Genomic DNA, 25,280 nt, shown 5'->3' with positions numbered 1-25,280 from the left:
GCGCGGTCTTTTTCATGACGCGCGCATGAATTAACGTTTGCAGAGCGCGAGCGTTCACCGGCGCGCGCCGCGATCCGGTACATTGACGGGCACGGCCACAATCTGAGCCGGCGGCGCCACACTGTGTGGCGCTGCCACCCGAGGCTTCCTTCCACACCACCGCGACGCCCTATGAACCGTTCCATGCGCCAGCCAGAAAGGACCGAGATGACGCAATACGACCTTGCGCAACGCCTCGTCGAGGCACGCCGCCAGCATCGCCCGATCGATGCGCCCGCACCCGACAGCCTGCCGCCCGATGCGGCAACCGCCTACGCGATCCAGCAGGCGGTCATCGCGGGCCTCGGCGAGTCGACCGGCGCGTGGAAGATCGGCGCGAAAACGCCGGGCGGCGCCGCATCGGGCGCGCCGATTCCGGCCTCGCTCGTGGTGCCGTCGCCCGCGCGGCTGGCGCATTGCGGGTTCTTCCGCGTGCTGCTCGAACTCGAAATCGCGTTCCGTTTCGACGAGACGATCGAGCCGCGCAACAAGGCCTATACGCGCGATGAAGTGCTGTCGAAGGTCGGCGTCGTGCTGCCCGCGATCGAGATCGTCGACAGCCGCTTTGCCGAGTGGCCGAACGTCGCGCCGCTTGCGCAACTGGCCGACGCGCAGAACAACGGCGCGCTGATCACCGGGCACCCGGCCGCCTACGCGGGGCTCGCGCGCGGCTTCGATTTCGTGTCGCCGGAACTGGAGCTCAGTTTCAACGGCCGCTCGCTGATGCCGGAGGCGAGCGGCAATCCGGCGGGCGATCCGCGCGAGCTGCTCGTGTGGTTCGTCAACCATTGCGCCGCCATGGGCATCACGATCGAGCGCGACTGGACGCTGACCACCGGCTCGTACGTCGGTGCGCACAAGGTGGGAGAGCCCGGCATCGTGCGCGGCCATATCGACGGACTCGGCGAAGTGGAAATCGAACTGAGCTGAATTGCGATGACCTGCCTGTCACCGTGGCTTTCGACGCATCATTCAAACGGCTGTCCGAGGGCAGCCGTTTTTGTTTCGGGCGGCGGCATGATCGATTGCGCGAGGCGACTTTGTTGCAACGGCGGCGCGGCTTTCCGTATACACCTATGAAAGCGCCGCGATTCGCTGCCGTGAACCAGTTATGCGGATGACGCGCGTGACGATTCGCCGCTCATGAGTCCGCGCTCATGTGTCAGATGCGTCAGGCATGTGGAACCAAACCTGTCGCGCACTGACGAATCGCTCTGAAGGTGCGTAAGCGTACGTGAGACATGTAACAGCCGCGCGTGCGTGTAGACCAGCGAGCCGTGCCGTGCGTTGAGGGGAAGACGGGCAGCATGCAACGGTGCAATGAAGTCGTGCAGGAGCACTGAATAGCGATGCGTTGCTGAAGAAAGCAGCAGTGCAACGGAGCAAGCCGCGGTCGCTGCAACGCGAGTGAAAAATTGTAGGTGCTTGAAACCTGGTTTCCAAGTGAGGAATGTCGGGACGCGGGTGCGGCACGATTTTCGTAACGTAGTCCGTGAAAAAAAATTTAAAAGGGTTTAGGATGAATTCGAGCGATGTCGTTTCCGAATAGCGCGCCGCGCACGACATCGCCCCAGACTTCGGCGAGGAGGTAGCATGGATATCTACAGCAGTTTCGCGACCCGCTTCGAGAAAACACGGGAGGACGAACTCTCGCTCGAGGAGTATCTCGCGCTCTGCAAAGACAATCCCGCCGCGTACGCCACCGCTGGCGAACGCATGTTGACGGCAATCGGAGAACCGGAACAGATCGACACTCGCAACGATCCGCGCCTGTCGCGTATCTTCGCGAACAAGGTCATCAAGGTATACCCCGCATTCCGTGAGTTCTACGGAATGGAAGAGGTGATCGAGCAGGTGGTCGCCTACTTCCGGCATTCGGCCCAGGGGCTCGAAGAAAAGAAGCAGATTCTGTATCTGTTGGGACCGGTCGGCGGCGGCAAGTCGTCGATCGCGGAGCGTCTCAAGCAGCTCATGGAGCGCGTGCCGTTCTACGCGATCAAGGGCTCGCCCGTGAACGAGTCGCCGCTCGGTCTGTTCGACTACGAGGAAGACGGCCCGATTCTCGAAGAGCAATATGGCATTCCACGCCGCTACCTGAAAAGCATCCTGAGTCCGTGGGCGGTCAAGCGCCTGCACGAATACAACGGCGACATCCGCAAGTTCCGCGTGGTGCGCCGCTATCCTTCCATCCTGCGCCAGGTCGGTATCGCGAAGACCGAGCCGGGCGACGAGAACAATCAGGACATCTCGTCGCTCGTCGGCAAGGTCGATATCCGCAAGCTCGAACAGTACGCGCAGGACGACGCGGACGCGTACAGCTACTCCGGCGGCCTGTGCCTCGCGAATCAGGGGCTGCTCGAGTTCGTCGAAATGTTCAAGGCGCCGATCAAGGTGCTGCATCCGCTGCTTACCGCGACCCAGGAAGGCAACTTCAAGGGCACGGAAGGTTTCGGTGCCATTCCGTTCGACGGCATCATCCTCGCGCACTCGAATGAGTCGGAATGGAAGGCGTTCCGTAACAACCGCAACAACGAAGCACTGCTCGACCGGATCTTCGTCGTCAAGGTGCCGTACTGCCTGCGCTATGGCGAAGAGATCAAGATCTACGAGAAGCTGCTGCGCAATTCGTCGCTCGCGAATGCGGTGTGCGCGCCGGGCACGTTGAAGATGATGGCGCAGATGTCCGTGCTCACGCGTCTGCAGGAGCCGGAGAATTCGAGCCTCTTCTCGAAGATGCAGGTCTACGACGGCGAGAATCTGAAGGACACCGACCCGAAGGCCAAGTCTTATCAGGAATACCGCGACTTCGCGGGCGTCGACGAAGGCATGACCGGCGTGTCGACCCGCTTCGCGTTCAAGATCCTGTCGCGCGTGTTCAACTTCGACTCGACCGAGGTCGCGGCCAATCCGGTGCACCTGATGTACGTGCTCGAACAGCAGATCGAGCGCGAGCAGTTCCCGCCGGAAACCGAGCAGAAGTATCTGTCGTTCGTTAAAGACGTGCTCGCCTCACGCTATGCGGAGTTCATAGGCAAGGAAATTCAGACCGCGTATCTCGAGTCGTATTCGGAGTATGGTCAGAATATTTTCGACCGCTACGTGACCTACGCCGACTTCTGGATTCAGGACCAGGAGTTCCGCGACCACGACACCGGCGAGAGTTTCGACCGCGCGGCGCTCAACGCTGAACTGGAGAAGATCGAGAAACCCGCGGGCATCAGCAACCCGAAGGACTTCCGCAACGAGATTGTGAACTTCGTGCTGCGCGCGCGTGCTGCGAATGCGGGGAAGAATCCCGCGTGGATCAGCTACGAGAAGCTGCGCGTCGTGATCGAAAAGAAGATGTTCTCGAACACGGAAGAACTGTTGCCGGTGATCTCGTTCAACGCAAAGGGCTCGGCGGAAGAGCAACGCAAGCACGAAGACTTCGTCAATCGCATGGTGACGAAGGGCTATACGCCAAAGCAGGTGCGCTTGCTGTGCGACTGGTATCTGCGTGTGCGCAAGTCGTCATGACGCGCTCATGATACGTATGGCGTACGGCCCGCGCGGTCCGGCCGCGCGGGCACCCTGCGAGGCGCAAGCCGCATGGACATAGCAGTGCCTTAGGAGACCTGGCGTGCTTCATCAAATCATCGACCGCAGGTTGGCAGGCAAGAACAAAAGTATTGCGAATCGCGAGCGTTTTTTGCGCCGCGTCAAGAACTACATTCGTCGCGCCGTTTCGGAGGCAGTGCGCGACCGCAGCATCAAGGATATTCAGAACACCCAGAGCATCACCATTCCGCGCAAGGACATCGCGGAGCCGTCGTTCCGCCACGGCCCCGGCGGCAAGCGCGAGATGGTGCATCCCGGCAACTCGGACTACATCCGCGGCGACAAGATCCAGCGTCCGCAAGGCGGCGGTGGAGGCGGTGGCGGCAGTCAGGCCAGCAATGAAGGCGAAGGTCAGGACGACTTCGTGTTCGAGTTGAGCCGCGAAGAGTTCATGCAGTATTTCTTCGACGACCTCGAACTGCCGCGTCTCGTCAAAACCCATCTGATGGCCGTGCCCACGTGGAAAAGCATCCGCGCGGGCTGGGCCGCCGAGGGCACGCCGAACAATATCGACGTGGTCCGTTCGTTGCGCAGTGCGCTCGGCCGGCGCATCGCGCTCGGTGCGCCGCTCGTCAACCAGTTGCACGAGATGGAGCGCGAGCTCGAAGTGCTGAAGGCCGATCCCGCCGACCGTCGCGAAGAGATCAAGCTGCTCGAAGAAGAGATTCACCATTTGCGTGGCCGCATCTGGCGAATTCCGTTCATCGATCCGTTCGACCTGCGCTACGTGAATCGCGTGAAGCAACCCACGCCATCGAGCCAGGCGGTGATGTTCTGTCTGATGGACGTGTCCGGCTCGATGGACGAGCAGCGCAAGGACCTCGCCAAGCGCTTCTTCATCCTGTTGTACCTGTTCCTCAAGCGTAACTACGAGCGCATCGAAGTGGTGTTCATTCGCCACCATACACGCGCCGAGGAAGTCGACGAAGACACGTTCTTTCACTCGACTGAAAGCGGCGGCACGGTGGTGTCTAGTGCGCTCGAACTGATGCGCAAGGTCATGGACGAACGCTATTCGCCGACTGAATGGAATATTTACGGGGCGCAGGCGTCGGACGGCGACAACTGGACCGACGACTCGCCGAAGTGCCGCAAGATACTCGCGGACGACATCCTGGAGAAGGTGCGGTATTTCGCGTATATTCAGGTGACGCCCGAAGAGCAGAATCTGTGGCTCGAATATGCGCAACTGGCGCTGAGCCAGCCGCATATGGCGATGAAGAAGGTCGAAACCGCAGCCGATATTTATCCGGTGTTTCGCGAGCTGTTCGAGAAGCAGGTGGAGACTTCGTGACGCAAGGTTCGTTGCGAAGGATGCAACTGATCGACGAAGCGGGCGGCGAATCATACGACGAAGCGCAGCACAGCTCGTATGAAATGGCGCCGCAGCGCAACATAGGCGTGCCGCAGCAACAGTCGGGGCATGCCGGGGCAAGCGCGGCCAACACGCAGGCCGCGCGAGCCGGAGCAGTCCGCAATGCTGCAGCACGGGACACACCGGAACGCCCATCAAAGGGCAAAGGGAAGTCCGTATGAACGTAGCCGATAGACGGCCTCTGCCGTGCCCGTCCGACTGGACCTTCGAATTGATCGAAGAGTACGACTCGCATATTGCCCGTGTTGCAGAGCAATACGAGCTTGACGTGTACCCCATCCAGCTCGAACTCATCAGCGCCGAACAGATGATGGATGCGTACGCGTCCGTCGGCATGCCGGTGAACTACCGTCACTGGTCGTTCGGCAAACACTTTCTTTCTACTGAAAAGAGCTATCGCCGCGGGCAAATGGGGCTCGCGTACGAGATCGTCATCAACTCGAACCCCTGCATCGCGTATCTGATGGAAGAGAACACGATGACGATGCAGGCGCTCGTCATCGCGCATGCGGCCTACGGGCACAATTCGTTCTTCAAGGGCAACTATCTGTTCCGGCTCTGGACCGATGCGCACGCGATCATCGACTACCTCGTCTATGCGAAGAACTACATCGCCGAGTGCGAGGAGCGCTATGGGCTCGACCGCGTCGAGGAACTGCTCGATTCGTGCCACGCGCTCATGAACTATGGCGTGGACCGCTACAAGCGCCCGCAGAAGCTGTCGCTCGAAAGGGAGTTCGCCGCGCGCCGCGAACGCGAGGCCTATCTGCAATCGCAGGTCAATGAGCTGTGGCGCACGCTGCCCACGCGCCATACGCCGTTGCCCGAGGAAGTCGAGGAGCGCTTTCCGCCCGAGCCGCAGGAAAACCTGCTGTACTTCGCGGAGAAAAACGCACCGCTGCTCGAACCGTGGGAGCGCGAGGTCATTCGCATCGTGCGCAAGATCGGCCAGTATTTCTATCCGCAGCGGCAAACCCAGGTGATGAACGAAGGCTGGGCGACGTTCTGGCACTACACGCTGCTCAATACGATGTATAACCAGGGCAAGCTCGAAGACGGCTTCATGATGGAGTTTCTCCATTCGCACAGCAACGTCGTCTATCAGCCGCCGGTCACGAAGCCGTATTACAGCGGCATCAATCCGTATGCGCTCGGCTTTTCGATGATGAGCGACATTCGCCGCATCTGCGAAGCGCCGAGCGAGGAAGACCGCAGATGGTTTCCGGAGCTGGCCGGCAGTCCGTGGCTGCCCGCGATGCACTACGCGATGCGTAATTTCAAGGACGAGAGCTTCGTCGCGCAGTATCTGTCGCCGCATCTGATCCGCGAAATGCGCCTCTTCTCGGTGCTCGACGACGACATGCGCGACGCGCTCGAAGTGTCGGCGATTCACGACGACAGCGGCTACCAGTACGTGCGCCAGGCGTTGTCGCGGCAGTACGACATGCATCATCGCGAGCCGAACATCCAGGTGTGGGCTGTCAACACGCGCGGCGACCGCAGTCTGACACTGCGGCATTTCATGAGCGACAACCGGCATCTGTCGTCCGATAGCGACGAGGTGCTCAAGCACATGGCGCGTTTGTGGCAGTTCGACGTGTACCTCGAAAGCGTCGACGAGAACGGCACCGTGAGAAAGCGCTACGAGTGCCGGTATGTGCCGCCGGCGGTGAGGATGTGATCGCCTGAGCGCAGCTGATTCATCCGTTTCGACCCTAAGCCCCCGTCAGTCTTCCGGCTGGCGGGGGTTTCGTTCCTTCCCGCTTGAAAAACCGCAATGTTCTTGCGGGCGCTTCAACACGCCACTTTCAGGCTCTGGCGCCGTTGGACAGCGCTTTTTCTCTGTTTCGTCGAACGCCGTGGAGATTTTGGGCTGTCGCCCATATACGGACAACCGGTCGCACTGGGATTATCTGAATTCGCTGCCAATCTTGGCAGCGAATTCAGATAGATCGTCGACATACCTATGTCCTTGTCCGTATTTGAGATGCACTCCGTGGAGATGTTTTGCCAGAGGCCACTGGGTGCCCGTTATGTCATCTGCGATGAGTGGCACTACAAGGCGTGCCTGAAAAAGGCCGCCGACATCGATAAGGCCAAAGCCGATACCCGGGAATTTCTCAGTATTGCCACACTGAACCATCGCGAATGGACACGGGACCGGAATCCCGACACCGATGGCTGGTTGCACAACCGTTCGAGTACGCGCCCGATGTGTTGAGCGATGACGTTCAGGAACTGGCGGCCAGCACGAACAACGAAAACTACGCGGCGAAAATGCTTGGCTACAACCGCAAGATTTTCGGTGACATGATTCACGCCATGAAGCGTTACAACGAATTGCGGGGCAACGATAACGTCGTCTGGCATGACGATGGGGACGTTGAATTCAACGGCACGATTATCGACAACATGCACAACTGGGCCCGCTAAGGAATGTCATGGCAAACGTTCATCAACTTGCACACGCATCTTTCACCATTTACCAGGACGAGGAACCGCCTGAATTCTGGACAGACTATTTTGGTGTCGAGCCAGATACCCAAAGTGTGCGGGGGCAATTCCGCATTACACCCTCTGGGCGCATTAGCAAGTTCCCCGCTCGAATTGGTGTATGGAGCGTGGCTAGCCAGAAGTATGTCCGGAGTGATCTTCTGACGCCTCATCTTCACTATCTTGTCGAGCGTCTGGCATTGCCGCGCGCGGACCTGCCCGACATGCTGAAACGCACGAACGCCCATATGCGCTTCTTCTGCTATTGGGACAATGAAGCTGGCGACCGCGTGCCCGATGTACCTGCCGACATTCGTGCTATGGCTGAGTCGATGGGCGGCACGGTTGAGATTGACGAATACCGATAATGAAGTAGCGAGCGCCGCCGCTGAGAGCGGGACGCGATGCGGCTTTTTCCTTTCTCCCCGCTTTCCTTACTCCCAGCGCTTTACCCCAGATAACCCGCGTTCCGCTTGAGCGCGCCCCGGGTTTGCACCCAGAGCGCTCATGCATCCCGCCTGACAAAATCCCATCTTCTGCTTTCATTTATGTAAAATTCGCGCACATGTGACCGTGCAGCCTGCGAGGTTGCGTGTCACCAAGGCGGCGCTACGACCGTCCTCCTTTTCAAACCAGGACCGACACCAGCATGAATGATCTAACCGACCAAACCATCGTGGCTCCGGCCGACGACACCCGCCGCCGCATCTTTGCGATCGTCGGCGCGTCATCGGGCAATCTCGTCGAGTGGTTCGACTTCTATGTGTATTCGTTCACGGCGCTGTACTTCGCGCCGTCGTTCTTCCCGAGCGGCAACCCGACCACGCAGTTGCTCAACACGGCCGGCGTGTTCGCCGCCGGCTTCCTGATGCGGCCGATCGGCGGCTGGTTCTTCGGGCGGCTCGCAGACAAGCGCGGCCGCCGCGCCGCGATGATGGTGTCGGTGTTCATGATGTGCGGCGGCTCCCTCGTGATCGCGATGCTGCCCACGTATGCGCAGATCGGCGCACTCGCGCCGGCGCTGCTGCTGCTCGCGCGGCTCTTCCAGGGACTCTCGGTGGGCGGCGAATACGGCACGAGCGCGACCTATATGAGCGAGGTCGCGTTGAAGGGGCGGCGCGGTTTCTTCGCGTCGTTCCAGTACGTGACGCTGATCGGCGGCCAGTTGTGCGCGCTGCTCGTGCTCGTGGTCCTGCAGCAGACGCTCTCGACAGAAGAACTCAAGGCATGGGGCTGGCGTGTGCCGTTCGTGATCGGCGCGCTCGCGGCATTGATCTCGCTGTACCTGCGTAAATCGCTCGACGAAACCACGACCGCCGCGACGCGTCAGCGCAAGGAAGCCGGCACGCTGCGCGGGCTGTGGGAGCACAAGGTCGCGTTCATGACGGTGCTCGGTTTCACGGCCGGTGGCTCGTTGATCTTCTACACGTTCACGACGTACATGCAGAAGTATCTGGTGAACACGGCCGGCATGCACGCGAAGACGGCGAGCACGGTGATGACCGCCGCGCTCTTCGTCTACATGCTGATGCAGCCGGCGTTCGGCGCGCTGTCGGACCGCATCGGCCGGCGCCGCTCGATGCTGTGCTTCGGTCTCTTCGCGACCATCGGCACGGTGCCGCTGCTGCATGCGTTGAACGATGTCGCGAATCCGTATGCGGCGTTCGCGCTCGTCGTCGTGGCGCTCGCGATCGTGAGCTTCTATACGTCGATCAGCGGTCTCATCAAGGCGGAGATGTTCCCGCCGCAAGTGCGCGCGCTCGGCGTGGGGTTGTCGTATGCGGTGGCGAATGCGATCTTCGGCGGTTCCGCCGAATACGTCGCGCTGTGGCTGAAGTCGGCCGGCGTCGAGTCGATGTTCTTCTGGTACGTGACGGCGATGTGCGCGATCGCGGGCCTCGTGTCGCTGCGCATGCGCGATCCGTCGGCGGAAGGGTATCTGCGTCACGAACCGTGAGCGGGTAGTACGTTCGCGCAGTACGTTCGGCAGTACGCTCGGATCTGGCCGCGAAGTGCGGCCGTGAAACGGCGGTTGGGGATGTCCCGGCCGCCGTTTTTCATTGCGCGGACATTCACACACGTTCGTGTGCACAGACAACGAGAGCAGGGCGCGCGCTCAACTCACGACGAGCCGCGTGCCCCACGCACGCAACAGATCGCGCAATGTTTCGGCCTGCTCCATTTTCGCGTCGCCGCGTAAATGAATTTGCAGCGCGCGGCCCGCGATACCGTCGATCGGCTGGGCGAGCCATAGCTCCACGGCAAGCCCAAGGCCTTCAGGCTGATTGTCGAGAACCGGTTCGATCACGCGCGGCCTGAAACAGGCATTGTCTGACATGGCGAATCACCTCTGATGCGATGACGGGTCGTGTTCATCGTAATCAGCGGCGCGCATGGGGCCAAGCAACAAATACGCGTTTGCTAAGCAGGGAATGCTTAGCAAACGCGCTTGAAAATGCGTATGAAAACGTGCGTCGCGGAATTCAGGCCACGCGTTTTTTTGCATTTCGCAACAAGAGCATCCAGACTCGATTCAACCACGCGCAGCATGGGCGCTTATGCGGCACCGGGGGCAGCACGCAAGCAGCAATCAAGCAGCACTCGACCTCACACCGGCTCGGACCGATCGCTCACCAGCTCGCTGACGAACTCCGTCACGGCCTCGGCCTGATCCGCCACGACGGCGGGGGCCGCAGCGACAGCGGCGACTGCTGCCGCCGCCGCGCTGGCCGCACTGGCCGCTGCGCTGGCCGCCGGTTGACGTGCATGTAGCGTTGCGCGCGCAAGCATCAGCAGATGGTAGTAAAGCCGCGCGCTCAGCCCGTAGTCATACGCGAACAGATGACTGAGCGCGACCTTCAATCCCGCGAGCGGCTGCCGGTTTTTCGCGTGAATCGATACGACGATCGGCACGAGCCGCCGCAACGCCAGCCGCCGCGACGCCTCGAGTCGCGGCGGCAAGTCGAGCGCCTTCACGAACCCATAGGCGCTGAGCGGCGCCGCCGTCGTCGTGCCGCGCGTGCTGTGCGAGATCGACACCGCCGTCTTGCGGTACACCGATACGTAGTCGTGCAGATAAAACACCTCGCGCGCGGCGAGACACAGCTCGGTGCCGAACACGAAATCGCAGCACATGCCGTACTGTTCCTTGTAGCCGATCCGCTTGACGAGCCGGGCATCGGCCATCCAGCCGTTATTCGGAAACATCTGGATGAGACCGGTTCTGCCCGCGAGCGGCTGCAGGCCCTCGACATCCTTCGTGCGGCGGAACGCCGTGTTCAGCCGGCGGCTCGCATCGTCATCGATCTTGCCGTCGTGATCGGCTTCGTACTGGTCGCCGAACGCGGCATCGAGTTGCGGATGCCGCTTCCACAGCGACACGAGTTTTTCGACGGCGTCGGCCGTGAGCAGATCGTCGTCATGGATCAGCAGGATCTTGTCGCCGCTCGCGTGCTCGAACAGGCTCGCGACGTTGCGTGCCTGCCCGAGCGGTGGCTCGTTCTTCACGTAGCGCACGCGTGGCTCGTCGCGATAACGCCCGGCGATCAACTGCTGGGTGCGGGTGTCCTTCGAATCGTCGCCGATCACGATTTCGAAATTTCCGTAGGTCTGCGCGAGACAGGAGTCGATGCAATGGGCGAGCAGATCGGGACGATTGCACGTGGGCAGGCAGATGGACACGTGCGGAACAGCCGGAGAGCTTGACGGTATGGACATGGACGTCGCCTTTTTTGTCAATCGGAAGCGGCGGCCGGTTCGCTAGGCGCACACCTTGCCGCAAGCAGCAAAATAGTCCAAGGCGCCGAAAAAATAATCGGTAAAAATGGAGAAGAAATGTTTGCTTACAGAAAGCGGCGGAAGAAGGGAATTTATGCGGCTTAGTTGCAAAATACGGGAAAGCCGCTTCCAGCCTGGGTTTTATTTTTTTCGACAGATTTCAACCGACTTCAACCCGCGCTAACTGGTTGCTGGCTTGTCTTTGCCCTTGATGTTTGTCTTTGGCCCTTGTTTTTCGCTTTTATCTTTGGCCTTTCCCCGATCTCGCTCATCGCCGTTTTTCCGGGGAGAAAATAATTCCCCACAGCAGTAAGGTTTGCGCACCACGCGCGCAAACACGCATCGCCGTTGCGTGACGATATCGCTATCCCGCAGACGCTTCGCGCGCCGCGCCGCCTGTCAGCGAGACGATGAAATCGAGAAAAGCCCGCACCTTGGCCGGAGGATGATGCCGCGACGGATACAACGCATACAACGGATACACGGCGTCGCGCCAGTCCGAAAACAGTTCGACGAGCTTGCCGCTCGCGAGCAGCGACTCCGAGCCGAGCCCGAGAATCTGCGCGATGCCCTGGCCCGCGATGCACACGCTATGCAACGTCCCCGCGTCGTTGATCGTGAGGCGTCCCTGCGGCGTAATCGCGAGCTTCTTGCGGCCGCGGTGGAATTCCCAGGCGAACGGATAGCCCGTGATCGGATCGCGAAACTTGATGCACACGTGCTTGCCGCTTTCGAGCTCGGCCGGATTCGCAGGCTGCCCATGCTTCTTCAGATACGACGGCGCGGCCACGGTCAGAATGCGCGTATCGAGCAGCTTGCGGGCAACGAGCGGCGACACAGGCGGGGCGCCGAACCGGATCGCGAGATCGAAGCCGTCCTCGACCATATCGCCCAACTGGTCGCGCGTGACGAGTTCGAGGTGCAGTTCGTGGTGCTTCTCGATAAAGCCGCCGAGCCTCTGCCCGAGCACGAGCCGCGAAAAGAACGGGTCCATGTTGACGCGCAGACGTCCGCGCACCGCGCTCGCGCCCTGGGAAGCGGAAGCCGCCGCCTCCTCGAGCCCGCCGAGGAGCGGCACGATCTGCTCGTAGAAGCGGCGGCCTTCGTCGGTCAGCGTGACCGAGCGCGTGGTGCGGTCGAAGAGCCGGATGCCGAGGCGTGCTTCGAGCCGTGCAACCGAGCGGCTCACGCCCGATTGCGACATATCGAGCGCTTCGCCCGCGGCCGCGAAACTGCCGCAATCGACAATTGCCGTCAGCACGCCCATGCCGTTCAGCACGCGCTCGTCAAATGGCATCTGAATTCCTTGCTCGCTATCCGTTGATGCCCGACATGCTAACGCGAACGTCCGTTTGAATTCACGGGCTGAAGCGCGGATGTGACACCCGTCGCGCGCGGGTGATGAAGGGATGGCATGAGGGGATCGACAGTCATGCTATGGCGTCAAGCGTGCCGGCGGCGCCAATCGGGAGAGAGGCGCGGGCCGCAACGCGAGGCGAACGCAGCGCAAGGACAGGGCAAACTCAGGCAAACCCAGGCAAACCGAGACAAACACCAGCGTCTCAGCGCCCCGCGCCTTGCGCGGCCTGTCCGCGAATCACGCGCGTGCCGGACGGGTCGTCGAGATGACGGAAGATCCACGCAGATATGAGCGTAATTCCGCCGACGCACACGAAGCTCATGCGGAACCCGAGCGTGGCCGAACCCCATTGCGTGGAGAACAGGTTCACGAGGCCGCCGCCGATCGACACGCCAAGACCGATCGCGAGCATCTGCACCATCGAGAAGAGGCTGTTGCCGGCGCCCGCGTCTTCGTGCGAGAGATCCTTCAGCGTGACACTGTTCATCGCCGCGAACTGCATCGAGTTGGCCGCGCCGAACGCCGCGAGAATCACGATTTCGATCACGAGCGGCGTGCCGCGCGAAATCAGCGAGAACGCGACGATCGACGAGCCGACGATGAGCGTGTTGACGAGCAGGAACGTGTCGTAGCCGTAACGGCGCACGAGCGGCGCGATCCAGCGCTTGGCGAGCGTGCCGGCGAGCGCGGCGGGCAGCATCATCAGACCGGAGTGCAGCGGCGAATAGCCGAGCTGCAATTGCAGCAGGAGCGGCACGAGAAACGGCACCGCGCTCGAGCCGACGCGGCACACGAGATTGCCGATCAGCCCGACGCTGAAATTCGGCTCGCCGAATAACGAGAGCTTGAAGAGCGGATCGCGCCGATGCTTCGCGTACGGAATGTAGGCGAGCGCGCTGGCGACGGCGAGCGCGAACAGGCCCGCCGACCACGCCGCGCGATGCGAGGGGACCGGCGCGTCGATCGCGAGCGAAAACGCGATCATGCACAGCGACAGCAGAGCGCAGCCGACGAAGTCGAACGGCGGCGCCTTGGCGGTGTCATGCGACGGCAGGAAGCGCTGCACCGCATACAGGCCCACGACGCCGATCGGCACGTTGATAAGAAAAATCCAGTGCCACGTGATGGCCTGCACGAACCAGCCGCCGAGCGTCGGTCCGGCGATCGGCCCGAGCTGGCCCGCAATCGAAACGAACGCGAGCGCCGCGACGTATTGCTCGCCGGACACGGCGCGCAGCACCGCGAGGCGGCCGATCGGCAGCAGCATCGAACCGCCCAGGCCCTGCAGGACGCGCGCGAGCACGAGCTGGCCGAGCGTGTGCGCACTCGCGCAGCAAAGCGAGCCGAGCACGAACACGAGAATCGCGGCGAAGTAGACGCGGCGCGAGCCGAAGCGGTCGGCGAGCCAGCCCGAGGCGGGCGTGAGCATGGCCATCGTCAGCGTGTAGGCGACGACGATCGGCTGCATCGCGAGCGGCGCGACGTGCAGGCTGTTCGCGATCGAAGGCAGCGCGGTGTTGACGATCGTCGTGTCGAGCGACTGCATGAAGAAGCCGCCGGCGACGATCCAGAGCAGCGCGGTGTGGGTGGAATCCTTGGTCATTTTTCAACAGCGGCGCGGCGGTGCGGTGGCATGAGCGGCCGGTGCGGCCAGCCACAGCGCCGCCCGCGCGGGGCAAGCGGGAATTCCGTCATCTTATTGACATCCTCGTCAATCGGGAACCCCACTAGGTTCGCTGACTGTTATCGACTTTCGCGATAAGCAGCGCGACAATGGCGCATGCTCAACCCGATCTGGCTTAAAACCTTCTCGACCGTCGCCGCGTGCCATAGCTTTACCGAGGCGGGGCGCCGGCTCAATCTCACGCAGTCGAGCGTGAGCGAACATATCCGGCGGCTCGAACAGAGCGTGGGCCGGCGCCTGTTCGTGCGCGACACCCATTCGCTCGCCATGACACCCGACGGCGAAGCCATGCTCGCGCATGCGAGCGTGATCCTGCAGGCGCTGTCGCGCGCGGAATCGCAGTTTCGCGCGCCGCGTCTCAAAGGGCGTGTGCGTCTCGGCTCCTCGGACGACATCGCGCTCGGCCCGCTGCCCACCGTGCTCGCAGCGTTTCGCAACGCGCATCCCGATGTCGAGCTCGAAATCACGATCGGCATGACCGGCAAGCTGTACGAGTTGCTCGACGCCGGCGCGATCGATCTGCTGGTCGGCAAGCGCCGGCTCGGCGACCGCCGCGGCGTGCCGCTTTTCACCGGGCGCCTCGAATGGCTCGCGCGCACGGGCACGCTCGTCGATCTGAGCCAGCCGCTGCCGCTGATCCTCGTCGCCGAGCCGAGCGTGACGCGCGCGGTCGTGCTCGATGCGCTGGCCGAAGTGGGGGCGAGCTGGCAGGTGGTCTGCACGAGCAGCAGTCACTCGGGTTGCATCGCGGCCGCGCGCGGCGGGCTCGGCATCACGGTGCGTCCGCAATATCTGGCCGCGCGAGGGCTCGCGCCGCCGTTGAATGTGGCCGGGCTGCCGGTGCTGCCATCGGTGGAATTCATCGCGCTCGCGGCGAAGCGCCTGAGCCGCCCGGCGGGCACGCTGCTGCAATTGCTGCACGAGAGCGATCTGCGCGGCTCATGGGTCGGAGAATGATCGAGCGATGCATCGATCGATAACGGGCGCGGCGTTACGCGGATGCGGGTGACCGCGGCGCGCTGCGCCGCGTCACTCACGCCGGCATCTTGCGAAACGCGATCGCAAAGCGGTTCCACGCGTTGATCGTCGAGACGAGCAGTGTGAGGTCGGCCAGTTCCTGGTCGCTGAAATGCGGGCGCACCGCGTTCCATACCGCGTCGGGCACGTGATCGTGCGACACGAGCGTGAGCGCTTCGGTCCATTCGAGCGCCGCGCGTTCGCGGTCCGTGAAAAACGGCGTTTCGCGCCATGCGACGACAGTGGCGAGACGCCGGTCGGTTTCGCCGCCCTTGCGCGCGTCGCTCGTGTGCATGTCGACGCAGAACGCACAACCGTTGATCTGCGATGCGCGCAGCCGCACGAGTTCGGTCAGCGATTTTTCGAGCGCCGATTTGCCGAGGCACTCCTCGAGGCCGAGCATGGCCTTGATGACGGCGGGGTTGGCTTTGTAGAAGTCGAGACGTTGTTCCATGGTGTGCTCCGTGGTGGGTTCGGTGCATGCCGTGCTGCATGCGTTGGATCGGACAGGGTTCAGCTTAGTCCCGCGAATGGATTCGAAAAATGACCGATTCCGGTTATTTTCAGGTAACCACTTTGCGGCGTTGACCAAGCGTGCCGAGCATCCTTACCGCCGGCAATGGCATCGTTGCCGCGCTCGGGACGATTCGGTATGGTGGGTTATCGGCGTCGTATTGGGGCTTTCGTCGCTTCCTTGTCGTTCCTTTGTTTGGCCCTTGCCGCGCCTTGGTTGTGCCCGTGTCGTGCTATTTGCCGCGCGCCTGGGGCCGTCCTCGCAGCCGTCCTTATTGTCCATCACGTCCACCACGCCCTACGGAGAACCCGCTCATGACCACCACCGCCGACCCGTCGCCGCAGCCGATCCGCACCGACGTCCTGATCGTCGGCGCGGGTCCCGTGGGTCTTTTCGCGGCATTCGAGGCAGGCGTGATCGGCCTCACGTGCCAGATCGTCGATGTGCTCGGCAGGATCGGCGGCCAGTGCATCGAGCTGTATCCCGACAAGCCGATCTACGACATCCCCGCGATTCCGTCCTGTACCGCACGCGACCTGGTCGAGCGTCTGATGGCGCAGGTGAAGCCGTTCGACGTGCCGATCCACCTCGAACAGCGCGTCGAGACGGTCGAGCAGCGCGACGACGGACGCTGGACCGTGCGCACGCATCGCGGCCTCGTCTTCGACGTCGCCGCGATCCTGCTCGCCGCCGGCAACGGCGCGTTCGTGCCGCAAAAACTCACGCTCGACGAGGCCGCGCCGCTCGAGAAGCGTCACGTGCACTACAGCGTGCCGCGGCTCGCGGACTTCGCCGGCAAGGTCGTGGTCGTCGCCGGTGGCGGCGATTCCGCGCTCGACTGGGCGCTCGCGCTGCGCCAGGTCGCGCGGCGCGTGACGCTCGTGCATCGGCGCGCCGGCTTCAGCGCGGCCGATTCGAGCGTCGCGCAGATGCGGCGCGCGGTCGAGGCAGGCGAGATGGACTTCGTCGTCGGTGCAATTGCGGCGCTCGGCGTCGAAGACGGTGTATTGAAGTCGCTGACGCTAAGGCATATCGACGGCGAGACGCAGCTCGAGGCCGAGCACCTGATCGCGCTCTACGGCCTCGTCGCCGATCTCGGCCCGATCGCGCAGTGGGGGCTGGCGATTCACGGCGGACGCATCGACGTGGATACGTCGAACTACGAGAGTTCGCGGCCGGGCATCTTCGCGGTCGGCGACATCGCGAACTATCCGAACAAGCAGAAGCTGATTCTGTCCGGCTTTCACGAGGCGTCGCTCGCGTTGCGCAAGGCCTATGTCTATGCCTATCCCGACAAAAAGCGTGTGCACGTCCATTCGAGTTACGACGCGAAGCTCGCGGAAAAGATCGGCTCGGCTGGGTGAGAGGCTTGCCGTGGCGCGGGTGAAAACGAACGACGCAGCGAATAAGCCGACGAACTAAAGCGCCACCGCCCGGGCCCAGCGTATGCTTGAGACGACAACTCCTCTACGTGCACGCCATGACCGAGCTTGATGTTCCTTCTCCTCGCGAAAACGGCGAGTCCGCCCAGTTGCAGGCCGAAGCGTCGGCACCGCTGCCCACCGGTATCGATTACTGGTCGCTCGTGCAGGCGATCGAGGACTACGCGATTTTTCTGCTCGACGCGGGCGGCTACATCGTTAGCTGGAATGCCGGTGCGCAAAAGCTGACGGGCTATGCCGGAAGCGAAATTATCGGCCGGCATTTCTCGCGCTTTTACGCCGAGGAAGCCGTCACACGCGGCTGGCCTGCTTACGAGTTGCAACAGGCCGCGCTGACCGGCCGTTTCGAGGACGAAGGCTGGCGCGTGCGCAAGGACGGCACGATGTTCTGGTCGAACGTCGTGATCACGGCGATCCGCAACGGGGCAGGCGAGGTCACGGGCTTTGCGAAGATCACGCGCGATCTGACCGCGCAGCGCGAGTATCTGGAGGCATTGCGGCAAAGCGAAGAGCGCTTCCGTCTGCTCGTCGACAGCGTCGAGGACTACGCGATTTTCATGCTCGATCCGCAAGGCCTCGTCATCAGCTGGAATTCGGGCGCGGCGCGCATCAAGGGCTATACGCACGACGAAATCATGGGCTGCCATTTCTCGCGGTTCTATTTGCCCGAGGAGGCCGCCGCGGGCAAACCCGCGCGCGAACTCTCGATCGCTCGCCAGATCGGCACCGTCGAGGACGAAGGCTGGCGCGTGCGCAAGGACGGCACGACCTTCTGGGCCAACGCGATCATCGCGGCGGTCTACGATGAATCGAAGCGGCTGCGCGGCTTCGCGCACATCACGCGCGATCTGACCGAGCGGCGCCAGCGCGAGGAGCTCGAGCGTTCGGGCGCGCGCATGCGCGAGTTTCTCGCAACGCTCGCGCACGAGCTGCGCAATCCGCTCGCCCCGGTACGCAACGCGGTCGGCGTGATGCAGCTCGAAACCGGCCTGAGCCCGGTGCTCGTTCGCGCGCGCGATCTGATCGATCGTCAGGTCACGCACCTCACGCGGCTCGTCGACGATCTGCTCGACATCGGCCGCATCATGTCCGGCAAGGTCGAGCTGCGCACCGCACGCGTCGATCTCGGCGAACTCGTGGCGCGCGCGATCGAGGCGGCGCGACCGTTCATCGACTCGCGCGAGCAACGCGTCGCCGCGCATGTGCCGGCCGAGCCGGTCATCATTCGCGGCGACATGACGCGGCTCGTGCAGGTGCTGCAGAACCTGCTGCATAACGCGTCGAAATTCTCGCCACAGGGCAGTTGTCTCGACGTGGTGGGCCGCATCGACTTTCAGATGGCCGTGCTCGAAGTACGCGACCCGGGCTGTGGCATTCCGGTGCGCTCGCTCGACAAGATTTTCGAGCTGTTCGCGCAGGAAAAGGATAGCCAGAGCGAGGGTGAGGGCGGCCTCGGCATCGGCCTCACGCTGTGCAAGTCGCTCGTCGAAATGCACGGCGGCAGCATCGTCGCGAGCAGTGAAGGGCAGGGACTCGGCAGCACGTTCACGCTGAGTCTGCCGCTTGCCGTTGCACAAGCCGAGGCCGCGGATGAGCGCGCGAGCACGGCCGCGCCCGTGGCGCAGCCGTTGCGGATTCTGCTCGTCGACGACAACCGCGATTCGGCTGACAGCCTCGCGATGCTGCTCGAACTCAAGGGCCACGAGGTGCGCATCGCGTACGAGGGCGAACAGGCGCTGCAGATTGCGCCGCGCTTCGCGCCGCATCTTGCGCTGATCGACATCGCGATGCCGAAGATGGACGGCTATGCGACGCTCGCGGCGCTGCGCGCGATGCCGGAACTGAGCCGCACGAGGTTCGCCGCGATGACCGGCTTTGGTCATGCCAGCGATCTCGAACGTACCCGCGAAGCGGGTTTCCATACGCATCTCGTGAAGCCGGTGGAGATGGCGACGCTCGATACGCTGCTCGCGCAGGCGGGTGCCTAGCCCCGCACGCCTCGCGAAATCTCTTCGCCTGCGCCATGCGGCAAGCGCCGCGTGACCGGAATCGAGGCGAACGAGCACAGCCCGACTACGAGGAACGCGGGCCAGAAATCCGACCACGTAATGCTCGGGTGCCCATGCAGCACGCGCGAAATCTGCAGCACGATACCGCCGACCGTCACGCCGAGGCCGAGCGACATCTGCTGCACGACGCTGCCGAGGCTCGTCGCGCGGCCGACGTCGCGGCTCGCGATTTCCGCGTAGGTGAGCGAGTTCAGGCTCGTGAACTGCAGCGCGGGGAAGAAGCCGCCGAGCAGCACGACCACCCAGATGATCCACGTCGGCGTGTGCGGGAAAAAGAGCCCGCACGCGGCGATCGAAATGCCCGACAGTGCGGCGTTGAACACGAGCACCGAACGGAAGCCGAAGCGGCGCAGCACGCGCGACGCGATCGTGCGCATGAACATGCCGCCGAACGCGGACGCGCAGGTAATCAGGCCGGATTCGAACGCGCTCATCCCGTGGCCTTCCTGCAGCAGCAGCGGCAGGAGGAACGGCAGCGCGCCAAGACCGATGCGAAAGAGCGACCCGCCGAGCACGCTCGCCTGGAAGGTCGGCACCTTGAAAAAGCGCAGATCGAGCAGCGGCAGAGGAACGCGCTGTGCGTACGCGACGTATATCGCGAGCAGCACCGCGCCGACCGCGCACATGCCGAACGCATTCGCGTTCGAGATCATCTCGCCGCCGACGAGCGAAAGCCCCAGCAGTAGCAGCACCGCGCCCGCCGCGGACAGGATGAAGCCGATCCAGTCGAGCGGCCCCGGGTCGGGCTCGCGCGTGTTCGCGATGTAGCGGTTGGTCAGATAGATGCCGAGTAGACCGATCGGCACGTTGATGAAAAAAATCAGCCGCCAGTGCAGATAGGTCGTGATGAAGCCGCCGAGCAGCGGGCCGGCCGCGGGGCCGAGCATCGCGGGCACGCTCAGATAGTTCATCGCGCGGATGAAATCGGCTTTTTCCACGACGCGAAAGATGATGATGCGCCCGACCGGCACCATCATCGCGCCGCCGACGCCCTGAATGAAGCGGGCGATCGTGAAGGTCGCCAGCGAATCCGACGCGGCGCACAGCAGCGAGCCCGTCACGAAGATGCCGATAGCCGTGCGAAAGACCGTACGCGCGCCGAATTTGTCGGCGAGCCAGCCGCAGACGGGAATGAACACGCCGAGACCCAGCACGTAGCTCGTCACCGCGATTTTCAGCGTGACCGGATCGCGCCCGAAATCGCGCGCCATCGCCGGCAGCGCGGTGACGATCACGTTCGCGTCGACGCTTTCCATAAACATCGCGCACGCGACGATAAGGGGCGCAATCAGAGCTTTCTGGGCGACGGTCATGACGGCGGAGGAGGGCTGCGGCAGAGCGTCGCAGGTAAAGCGGTCATTATTGCACCTGTACGGTGCGGATTGTTAATACCACCTCTTCTGGTGCCGCCCTTTTTCGATTTTTTTCAATTTCTGGCGGGATGGGGGTTATCTCGTGGCTCGGGTTGTCGATTTTTGTTGCGGTGCGCCATGAGAAGACTATAATCGGGTTATTGCTTAGGTATAAACCCTTATAAGGAGCCTGCCATGAACACCGCATCGAATGTCGCCCGTTCCACCCCCGCTGCTACCACGCTGTTCGGCAAGTTGCGCGCTCTGGCGCTGCACGCGCTGAACCTGCATCTGCAGAACTGCGCTGTGATGGCTGAAGCGCATCGCCGCCCGCAGTAAGGTCAGCCGGGCGCGCAAAGCGCCTCTTGATGATGTACGTGCCCGCTCGAGTAGCGGGCATCGTGCTTTCTGGCCCCCTTTCTGTCTTGCCGCGCCTTGCTGCGCGCCCCTGTTCCCCGGCTACGCGGCATGCGAAGCGAACGACCCGATGCCGCGCCTGAAGCGCCTGAAGCCTCGCCATCCCACCCCTTGCCGGGCTCGTCGTGCAAGTGAACTGACAGCGAAATAGCTAATGCTGTCAACCTTTTGCACGCTTTGCCGTTATCTCTTTGTAATTGCCGAAACAGGCAATACCGCGCACGACGACCCGTCGCCGCGACCGCTCCTCGCAAGGTCCGCATTGACCATGTTTCATCGACTTCACCACAGATTCGACCGGCTCGGCGCGCTGCTCGGCCGGGCAGCGAAAGCGCTTGGCAGCCGGGGACTTCTGTCGCCCGTGCTCGCGCTCGTCATTTGCGGGCTGCTGCTGGTCGTGCTGCAGCATCTGTCGGAGGCGGTCGACTACCGCTCGGTGATCCGCCAGCTGCGCAATCTGTCGGCGCACGAGTGGATCGGCGCGCTCGGCGCGACCGCGCTCAGCTATGTGGCGCTCGTCGGGCGCGACGCGGTCGGCTTGCGCTACCTCGGCACGAGCGTGCCGCGCGCGGCGTTGTGGGTCGGCGCGACCGCGGGCTCCGCGCTCGGCAATGCGACCGGCTTCGGCGCGCTGACGGGAGGCGCGGTGCGCGCGCGCGTCTACGGCGTCGCGAACATCACACCCGCCCAGATCGGCCGCATGACGGTGTTCACGAGCGTGTCGCTGGCGCTCGCGCTCGTGCTGATGACCGCGCTCGGCATGGTCTGCATGGCCGGCCAGCTCGCGCCGATGCTGCACCTCACGCCGTTCGCGCTGCGCTGGAGCGGCGCGGCGTTGCTGCTCGCGCTGGCGCTGGCCGCCGCCGCGTGCCGCCGCGAAACGCGGCCGGTGCGCACGCGCTGGCAGTGGCTTTCGTTCGATATCCCCGCGCGCCGTGATCTGCTCGCGCAGATTGCGCTTGCCGTGCTCGACGTCATCGCCGCGGGCCTCGCATTGTGGGCGCTGCTGCCGCATGCGAACGTGAGCTTCGTCGGCTTCATCACCGTCTATGCGGCCGCGATGCTGCTCGGCATGATCGGCCATACACCCGGCGGCGTCGGCGTGTTCGAAGCGGCGATGGTGTTCACATTGAGCGGCAGCGTGCAGATGCATCAGATGGTCGCCGCGCTGCTGGCCTACCGCGCGATTTACTTCGGTGTCCCGTTGATCGTTTCCGCCGCGTTGCTCGCGGGCTTCGAAGGTCGGGTGCTGAAGAACCGTCTGTCGCTGCTGCAGGCGCAGCGCGTATCGGAACTCGCGCCGCTGTTTCTGAGCCTCGTCACGTTCGTGGTTGGCGGCATGCTCGTGATTTCGAGCGCCACGCCCGCGTTCTGGCAGCGCATTCATATCCTGCGCGATCTGGTGCCGCTGTGGGTGCTCGAAAGCTCGCAGATGTTGTGCAGCGTGCTCGGCGTGCTGCTGTTGTTCGTCGCGCGCGGCTTGCTGCGGCGGCTCGACGCCGCATGGTGGATGACGCTCGCACTCACGGTGCTGAGCCTCGCGTTGTCGCTCACCAAGGGTCTCGCGTTCGTCGAGGCCGGCGTGCTCGGCACGCTGATCGTGCTGTTGCTCGCAACGCGCAAGCGCTTCAACCGCCATTCGTCGTTGTTCGCCGAGCGCTTCACGGCGGGCTGGCTCGTCTCGGTGGCGATGGTGCTGATGCTCGCGACGTGGGTCATGCTGTTCGCCTTCCGCGACGTACCGTACACGCGCGATCTCTGGTGGCAGTTCGCATTCGACGAGCGCGCGCCGCGCGCGCTGCGCGCCACGCTTGCCGCGAGCCTGTTCGCCGCGACTTTTTCATTCTGGCAATTACTGCGTCCGGCGCCGGGCCGCTTCGTCAAACCGGCCCTCGCAGACCTGCACGACGCCGCGCGCATCGTGCGCGCGCAGGAGCGTAGCGACGCCGGTCTCGCGCTGATGGGCGACAAGAGTTTCCTGTTCTCGGAATCGCGCGAGGCGTTCCTGATGTACGCGAAATACGGCCGCACGTGGGCTGCGCTGCACGATCCGGTGGGTCCGCGCGAGGAGTGGGCCGGTCTCATCAGCAAGTTCGTCGCGCTCGCGCATGCGCACGGCGGGCGCGCCGCGTTCTATCAGGTTCGCGCCAACGCGCTGCCGCTTTATCTCGACGCGGGCCTCACGCTGATGAAGCTCGGCGAGGAAGCGCACGTCGTGCTCGACGATTTCGATCTGAAGGGCTCGCATCGCGCGCATCTGCGCTATGCGTTAAAGCGTGGCGAGCGCGATGGCTTCATGGTCGAAGTGATCGATCAGGTCAACGTGCCGGCGTCTCTCGAAACGCTGCGCGAAATTTCCGACGGCTGGCTCGACAGTCGCGACGCGCGCGAGAAAAGCTTCTCGGTCGCCGCTTTCCATGACGAATACCTCGCCGCGCAATCGGTGATGCTGGTGCGCCAGAACGGCGAGCCGGTCGCGTTCGTGACTTTCATGACGACCGATCTGAATACCGAGGCGACCGTCGGCGTGATGCGTCACGTGGAAAGCGCATCGCCGTATGCGATGGAATATCTGTTCACGCAGCTCGCGCTACATCTGAAACAGGCCGGGTTCCGCTCGCTGAGTCTCGGCATCGCGCCGCTTTCGGGCGTTCAGCCGACACCGCTCGCGTCGCGCTGGCATCGGCTTGCGGGCATCGTGTGGCGCTTTGGCGGCCGCTTCTATAACTTCCGCGGCCTGCGTGCTTTCAAGAGCAAGTTCCAGCCGCGCTGGGAGCCGCGTTATCTCGCGGCATCGGGTTCGGTGGGCGTGTTCTTCACGCTCGCGGACCTCTCGCTGCTGGCAGGAGGCCGGCGTTCATGACCTTGTATCCGTTTTTCCGGCTCGCCGTCGCGGCGAGCGTTCTCACCTGCGGCGCGCTCGCGCATGCGGCCACCACCACCGTGCCCGGCGGCCGCTATGGCGACGTCACGGTCACGCGGCCCGATGGGCCGTTGCGCGGCTTCGTCGTGCTGTATTCGCAGGCAAGCGGCTGGAGCGCGGCCGACCAGCAAAGCGCCGACGCGCTCGCAAAGGCTGGGGCATTGACCGTTGGCGTGGATACCGCGCGCTACGTCGCCAACCTGAGCGCGAAGAAGGAAACCTGCCATCAGCTCGTGGGCGATGCCGAAGCGTTGAGCCATCAACTCGAACGGCAATCGCAGTCGAATCAATACTTCGCGCCGATCGTCGCGGGAACGGGGCAGGGCGCGACACTCGCGATGCACGTGCTCGAGCAGGCGCCGTCGAATACGATTGCCGGCGCCGTGTCGGTCGATGCCGAGCGCACGCTCGACGCACGCTTCCAGCCGTGCCCGCCCGACCCGACCGTGATTCGCGACAAGGTGCCCGGCTTCGTCGAAAAGGCGAGCACGGGCAATGCCGATCATGCGCGGCTCGTCTCGCTCGTTACGCCGCATTTGCAGACGGTATCGGCGAGCGACGACGACGTGTCCGATCTGCCGCTTATCGAATTGCCGGCCGCTCATCCGAACGGCCTGATGGCGATCGTGATTTCCGGCGACGGCGGCTGGCGCGATCTCGACAAGACGATCGCGCAGGCGTTGCAGAAAGACGGCGTGTCGGTGATCGGCTGGGACAGTCTGCGTTATTTCTGGAGCGAGAAGCCGCCCGCGCAAACGAGCCGCGACCTCGCACGCGTGATGCAAACCTACGGCGCGCGCTGGCATGCGCAGCACATTGCGCTCGTCGGCTATTCGTTCGGCGCCGACGTGATGCCGTTCGCGTATAACCGGCTGCCGCAGGCGCAGCGCGATAAGGTAGCGCTGATCTCGCTGCTCGGCTTCGCACCCGATGCCGATTTCCAGATCCGCGTGGGCGGCTGGCTCGGCATGCCCGCGAGCGACAACGCGCTCAAGGTGCGGCCTGAACTCGCGCATCTGCCGCCGTCGATCGTGCAATGCTTCTATGGCGAAAGCGAAAAGGACACGTTGTGCCCAGCGCTCGATAAAACCGGCATCGATGTGATTCGCACCTCGGGCGACCATCACTTCGGCGGCAACTATAGCTCGCTCGAACAGCGCATTCTCACAGCGTTCAGGAAGCAGAGCGGCGTGCAGGAATAAACGCGGCGCTGTTTTCGCG

Annotated in this window: 20 protein-coding genes; 14 read left to right on the top strand and 6 right to left on the bottom strand. The window is 63.2% G+C overall.

All coding sequences use genetic code 11. The features are described 5' to 3' along the window. Positions 1 to 207 precede the first annotated feature (207 nt). From B9Z01_RS00165 to B9Z01_RS00125, 8 genes are all read left to right on the top strand, one after another. On the top strand, positions 208 to 969 hold the full coding sequence (locus tag B9Z01_RS00165) for a 2-keto-4-pentenoate hydratase (RefSeq protein ID WP_085480250.1): 762 nt from the start codon (positions 208 to 210) through the stop codon (positions 967 to 969). Positions 970 to 1,632: 663 nt separating this feature from the next. Further along, positions 1,633 to 3,555 (top strand): PrkA family serine protein kinase, encoded by a 1,923-nt coding sequence (locus tag B9Z01_RS00155; RefSeq protein ID WP_085480248.1) that lies wholly within the window; start codon positions 1,633 to 1,635, stop codon positions 3,553 to 3,555. 103 nt (positions 3,556 to 3,658) lie between these two features. Further along, a complete protein-coding gene (locus B9Z01_RS00150) occupies positions 3,659 to 4,930 on the top strand; it encodes a YeaH/YhbH family protein (RefSeq protein WP_085480247.1) in 1,272 nt (423 codons plus the stop codon). Between the two features lie 20 nt (positions 4,931 to 4,950). Then, positions 4,951 to 5,172: a hypothetical protein gene (locus tag B9Z01_RS00145; RefSeq protein WP_085480246.1), complete on the top strand. Its 222-nt coding sequence runs from the start codon at positions 4,951 to 4,953 to the stop codon at positions 5,170 to 5,172. After that, entirely contained in the window at positions 5,169 to 6,692 is a 1,524-nt protein-coding gene (locus B9Z01_RS00140) for a SpoVR family protein (protein WP_085480245.1), read from the top strand. The genes B9Z01_RS00145 and B9Z01_RS00140 overlap by 4 nt, the downstream gene beginning before the upstream one ends. Before the next feature lie 467 nt (positions 6,693 to 7,159). Next, positions 7,160 to 7,444: a hypothetical protein gene (locus tag B9Z01_RS36000; protein ID WP_244195889.1), complete on the top strand. Its 285-nt coding sequence runs from the start codon at positions 7,160 to 7,162 to the stop codon at positions 7,442 to 7,444. Positions 7,445 to 7,452: 8 nt separating this feature from the next. Further along, on the top strand, positions 7,453 to 7,872 hold the full coding sequence (locus tag B9Z01_RS00130) for a DUF4279 domain-containing protein (protein ID WP_085480244.1): 420 nt from the start codon (positions 7,453 to 7,455) through the stop codon (positions 7,870 to 7,872). 281 nt (positions 7,873 to 8,153) lie between these two features. Continuing rightward, positions 8,154 to 9,461 carry an MFS family transporter gene (locus B9Z01_RS00125; protein ID WP_085480243.1) on the top strand — a complete coding sequence of 436 codons (1,308 nt, stop codon included), beginning with the start codon at positions 8,154 to 8,156 and terminating at the stop codon, positions 9,459 to 9,461. Positions 9,462 to 9,620: 159 nt separating this feature from the next. On the opposite strand, the gene B9Z01_RS00120 is transcribed toward B9Z01_RS00125, so the two are convergent. The 4 genes from B9Z01_RS00120 to B9Z01_RS00105 form a co-directional block, all read right to left on the bottom strand. Further along, on the bottom strand, positions 9,621 to 9,842 hold the full coding sequence (locus B9Z01_RS00120; RefSeq protein WP_085480242.1) for a hypothetical protein: 222 nt from the start codon (positions 9,840 to 9,842) through the stop codon (positions 9,621 to 9,623). A 269-nt stretch (positions 9,843 to 10,111) separates the two neighbouring features. Further along, positions 10,112 to 11,221 (bottom strand): glycosyltransferase family 2 protein, encoded by a 1,110-nt coding sequence (locus B9Z01_RS00115; protein WP_085480241.1) that lies wholly within the window; start codon positions 11,219 to 11,221, stop codon positions 10,112 to 10,114. 424 nt (positions 11,222 to 11,645) lie between these two features. After that, positions 11,646 to 12,578: a LysR family transcriptional regulator gene (locus B9Z01_RS00110; protein ID WP_085480240.1), complete on the bottom strand. Its 933-nt coding sequence runs from the start codon at positions 12,576 to 12,578 to the stop codon at positions 11,646 to 11,648. Between the two features lie 265 nt (positions 12,579 to 12,843). After that, complete coding sequence (locus tag B9Z01_RS00105; protein WP_085480239.1) at positions 12,844 to 14,244, bottom strand: DHA2 family efflux MFS transporter permease subunit; 1,401 nt, start codon at positions 14,242 to 14,244, stop codon at positions 12,844 to 12,846. A gap of 177 nt (positions 14,245 to 14,421) precedes the next feature. Here B9Z01_RS00105 and B9Z01_RS00100 point away from each other — a divergent pair, with 177 nt between their 5' ends. Further along, on the top strand, positions 14,422 to 15,282 hold the full coding sequence (locus tag B9Z01_RS00100) for a LysR family transcriptional regulator (protein ID WP_085480238.1): 861 nt from the start codon (positions 14,422 to 14,424) through the stop codon (positions 15,280 to 15,282). A gap of 76 nt (positions 15,283 to 15,358) precedes the next feature. Here the strand turns inward: B9Z01_RS00100 and B9Z01_RS00095 are convergent, their stop codons facing one another. Continuing rightward, complete coding sequence (locus tag B9Z01_RS00095) at positions 15,359 to 15,796, bottom strand: carboxymuconolactone decarboxylase family protein (RefSeq protein WP_085480237.1); 438 nt, start codon at positions 15,794 to 15,796, stop codon at positions 15,359 to 15,361. Positions 15,797 to 16,170: 374 nt separating this feature from the next. Here B9Z01_RS00095 and B9Z01_RS00090 point away from each other — a divergent pair, with 374 nt between their 5' ends. Both B9Z01_RS00090 and B9Z01_RS00085 read left to right on the top strand, forming a co-directional pair. Further along, the gene (locus tag B9Z01_RS00090; RefSeq protein ID WP_085480236.1) at positions 16,171 to 17,220 is read left to right on the top strand and encodes an NAD(P)/FAD-dependent oxidoreductase; all 1,050 of its coding nucleotides are present in this window, start codon (positions 16,171 to 16,173) and stop codon (positions 17,218 to 17,220) included. A gap of 116 nt (positions 17,221 to 17,336) precedes the next feature. Next, complete coding sequence (locus tag B9Z01_RS00085; protein WP_085480235.1) at positions 17,337 to 19,286, top strand: PAS domain-containing hybrid sensor histidine kinase/response regulator; 1,950 nt, start codon at positions 17,337 to 17,339, stop codon at positions 19,284 to 19,286. On the opposite strand, the gene B9Z01_RS00080 is transcribed toward B9Z01_RS00085, so the two are convergent. Beyond that, positions 19,283 to 20,680 carry an MFS transporter gene (locus B9Z01_RS00080; RefSeq protein ID WP_085480234.1) on the bottom strand — a complete coding sequence of 466 codons (1,398 nt, stop codon included), beginning with the start codon at positions 20,678 to 20,680 and terminating at the stop codon, positions 19,283 to 19,285. The genes B9Z01_RS00085 and B9Z01_RS00080 overlap by 4 nt on opposite strands. Before the next feature lie 234 nt (positions 20,681 to 20,914). Here B9Z01_RS00080 and B9Z01_RS35365 point away from each other — a divergent pair, with 234 nt between their 5' ends. From B9Z01_RS35365 to B9Z01_RS00070, 3 genes are all read left to right on the top strand, one after another. After that, positions 20,915 to 21,058, top strand: a complete 144-nt coding sequence (locus B9Z01_RS35365; RefSeq protein WP_167387406.1) for a hypothetical protein — start codon at positions 20,915 to 20,917, stop codon at positions 21,056 to 21,058. Positions 21,059 to 21,404: 346 nt separating this feature from the next. Next, positions 21,405 to 23,999 carry a bifunctional lysylphosphatidylglycerol flippase/synthetase MprF gene (mprF, locus tag B9Z01_RS00075; protein WP_085480233.1) on the top strand — a complete coding sequence of 865 codons (2,595 nt, stop codon included), beginning with the start codon at positions 21,405 to 21,407 and terminating at the stop codon, positions 23,997 to 23,999. Next, positions 23,996 to 25,261 (top strand): virulence factor family protein, encoded by a 1,266-nt coding sequence (locus B9Z01_RS00070; protein WP_085480232.1) that lies wholly within the window; start codon positions 23,996 to 23,998, stop codon positions 25,259 to 25,261. Before mprF ends, B9Z01_RS00070 begins: the two co-directional genes overlap by 4 nt. Positions 25,262 to 25,280 lie beyond the last annotated feature (19 nt).

Origin of the sequence: Paraburkholderia susongensis, assembly GCF_900177725.1 — a bacterium.
GTDB lineage: Bacteria > Pseudomonadota > Gammaproteobacteria > Burkholderiales > Burkholderiaceae > Paraburkholderia > Paraburkholderia susongensis.
Note: the sequence above shows the minus strand (reverse complement) of the source record. Positions and strands in the feature narration are given on the sequence as shown.

Excerpts from the sequence above, each read along its gene's own strand:
- B9Z01_RS00165 (WP_085480250.1), top strand. The coding sequence starts at position 208 with ATGACGCAATACGACCTTGCGCAACGCCTCGTCGAGGCACGCCGCCAG.
- B9Z01_RS00155 (WP_085480248.1), top strand. The coding sequence starts at position 1,633 with ATGGATATCTACAGCAGTTTCGCGACCCGCTTCGAGAAAACACGGGAG.
- B9Z01_RS00145 (WP_085480246.1), top strand. The coding sequence starts at position 4,951 with ATGCAACTGATCGACGAAGCGGGCGGCGAATCATACGACGAAGCGCAG.
- B9Z01_RS00140 (WP_085480245.1), top strand. The coding sequence starts at position 5,169 with ATGAACGTAGCCGATAGACGGCCTCTGCCGTGCCCGTCCGACTGGACC.
- B9Z01_RS36000 (WP_244195889.1), top strand. The coding sequence starts at position 7,160 with ATGGACACGGGACCGGAATCCCGACACCGATGGCTGGTTGCACAACCG.
- B9Z01_RS00130 (WP_085480244.1), top strand. The coding sequence starts at position 7,453 with ATGGCAAACGTTCATCAACTTGCACACGCATCTTTCACCATTTACCAG.
- B9Z01_RS00125 (WP_085480243.1), top strand. The coding sequence starts at position 8,154 with ATGAATGATCTAACCGACCAAACCATCGTGGCTCCGGCCGACGACACC.
- B9Z01_RS00120 (WP_085480242.1), bottom strand. The coding sequence starts at position 9,842 with ATGTCAGACAATGCCTGTTTCAGGCCGCGCGTGATCGAACCGGTTCTC.
- B9Z01_RS00115 (WP_085480241.1), bottom strand. The coding sequence starts at position 11,221 with ATGTCCATACCGTCAAGCTCTCCGGCTGTTCCGCACGTGTCCATCTGC.
- B9Z01_RS00110 (WP_085480240.1), bottom strand. The coding sequence starts at position 12,578 with ATGCCATTTGACGAGCGCGTGCTGAACGGCATGGGCGTGCTGACGGCA.
- B9Z01_RS00105 (WP_085480239.1), bottom strand. The coding sequence starts at position 14,244 with ATGACCAAGGATTCCACCCACACCGCGCTGCTCTGGATCGTCGCCGGC.
- B9Z01_RS00100 (WP_085480238.1), top strand. The coding sequence starts at position 14,422 with ATGCTCAACCCGATCTGGCTTAAAACCTTCTCGACCGTCGCCGCGTGC.
- B9Z01_RS00095 (WP_085480237.1), bottom strand. The coding sequence starts at position 15,796 with ATGGAACAACGTCTCGACTTCTACAAAGCCAACCCCGCCGTCATCAAG.
- B9Z01_RS00090 (WP_085480236.1), top strand. The coding sequence starts at position 16,171 with ATGACCACCACCGCCGACCCGTCGCCGCAGCCGATCCGCACCGACGTC.
- B9Z01_RS00085 (WP_085480235.1), top strand. The coding sequence starts at position 17,337 with ATGACCGAGCTTGATGTTCCTTCTCCTCGCGAAAACGGCGAGTCCGCC.
- B9Z01_RS00080 (WP_085480234.1), bottom strand. The coding sequence starts at position 20,680 with ATGACCGTCGCCCAGAAAGCTCTGATTGCGCCCCTTATCGTCGCGTGC.
- B9Z01_RS35365 (WP_167387406.1), top strand. The coding sequence starts at position 20,915 with ATGAACACCGCATCGAATGTCGCCCGTTCCACCCCCGCTGCTACCACG.
- mprF (WP_085480233.1), top strand. The coding sequence starts at position 21,405 with ATGTTTCATCGACTTCACCACAGATTCGACCGGCTCGGCGCGCTGCTC.
- B9Z01_RS00070 (WP_085480232.1), top strand. The coding sequence starts at position 23,996 with ATGACCTTGTATCCGTTTTTCCGGCTCGCCGTCGCGGCGAGCGTTCTC.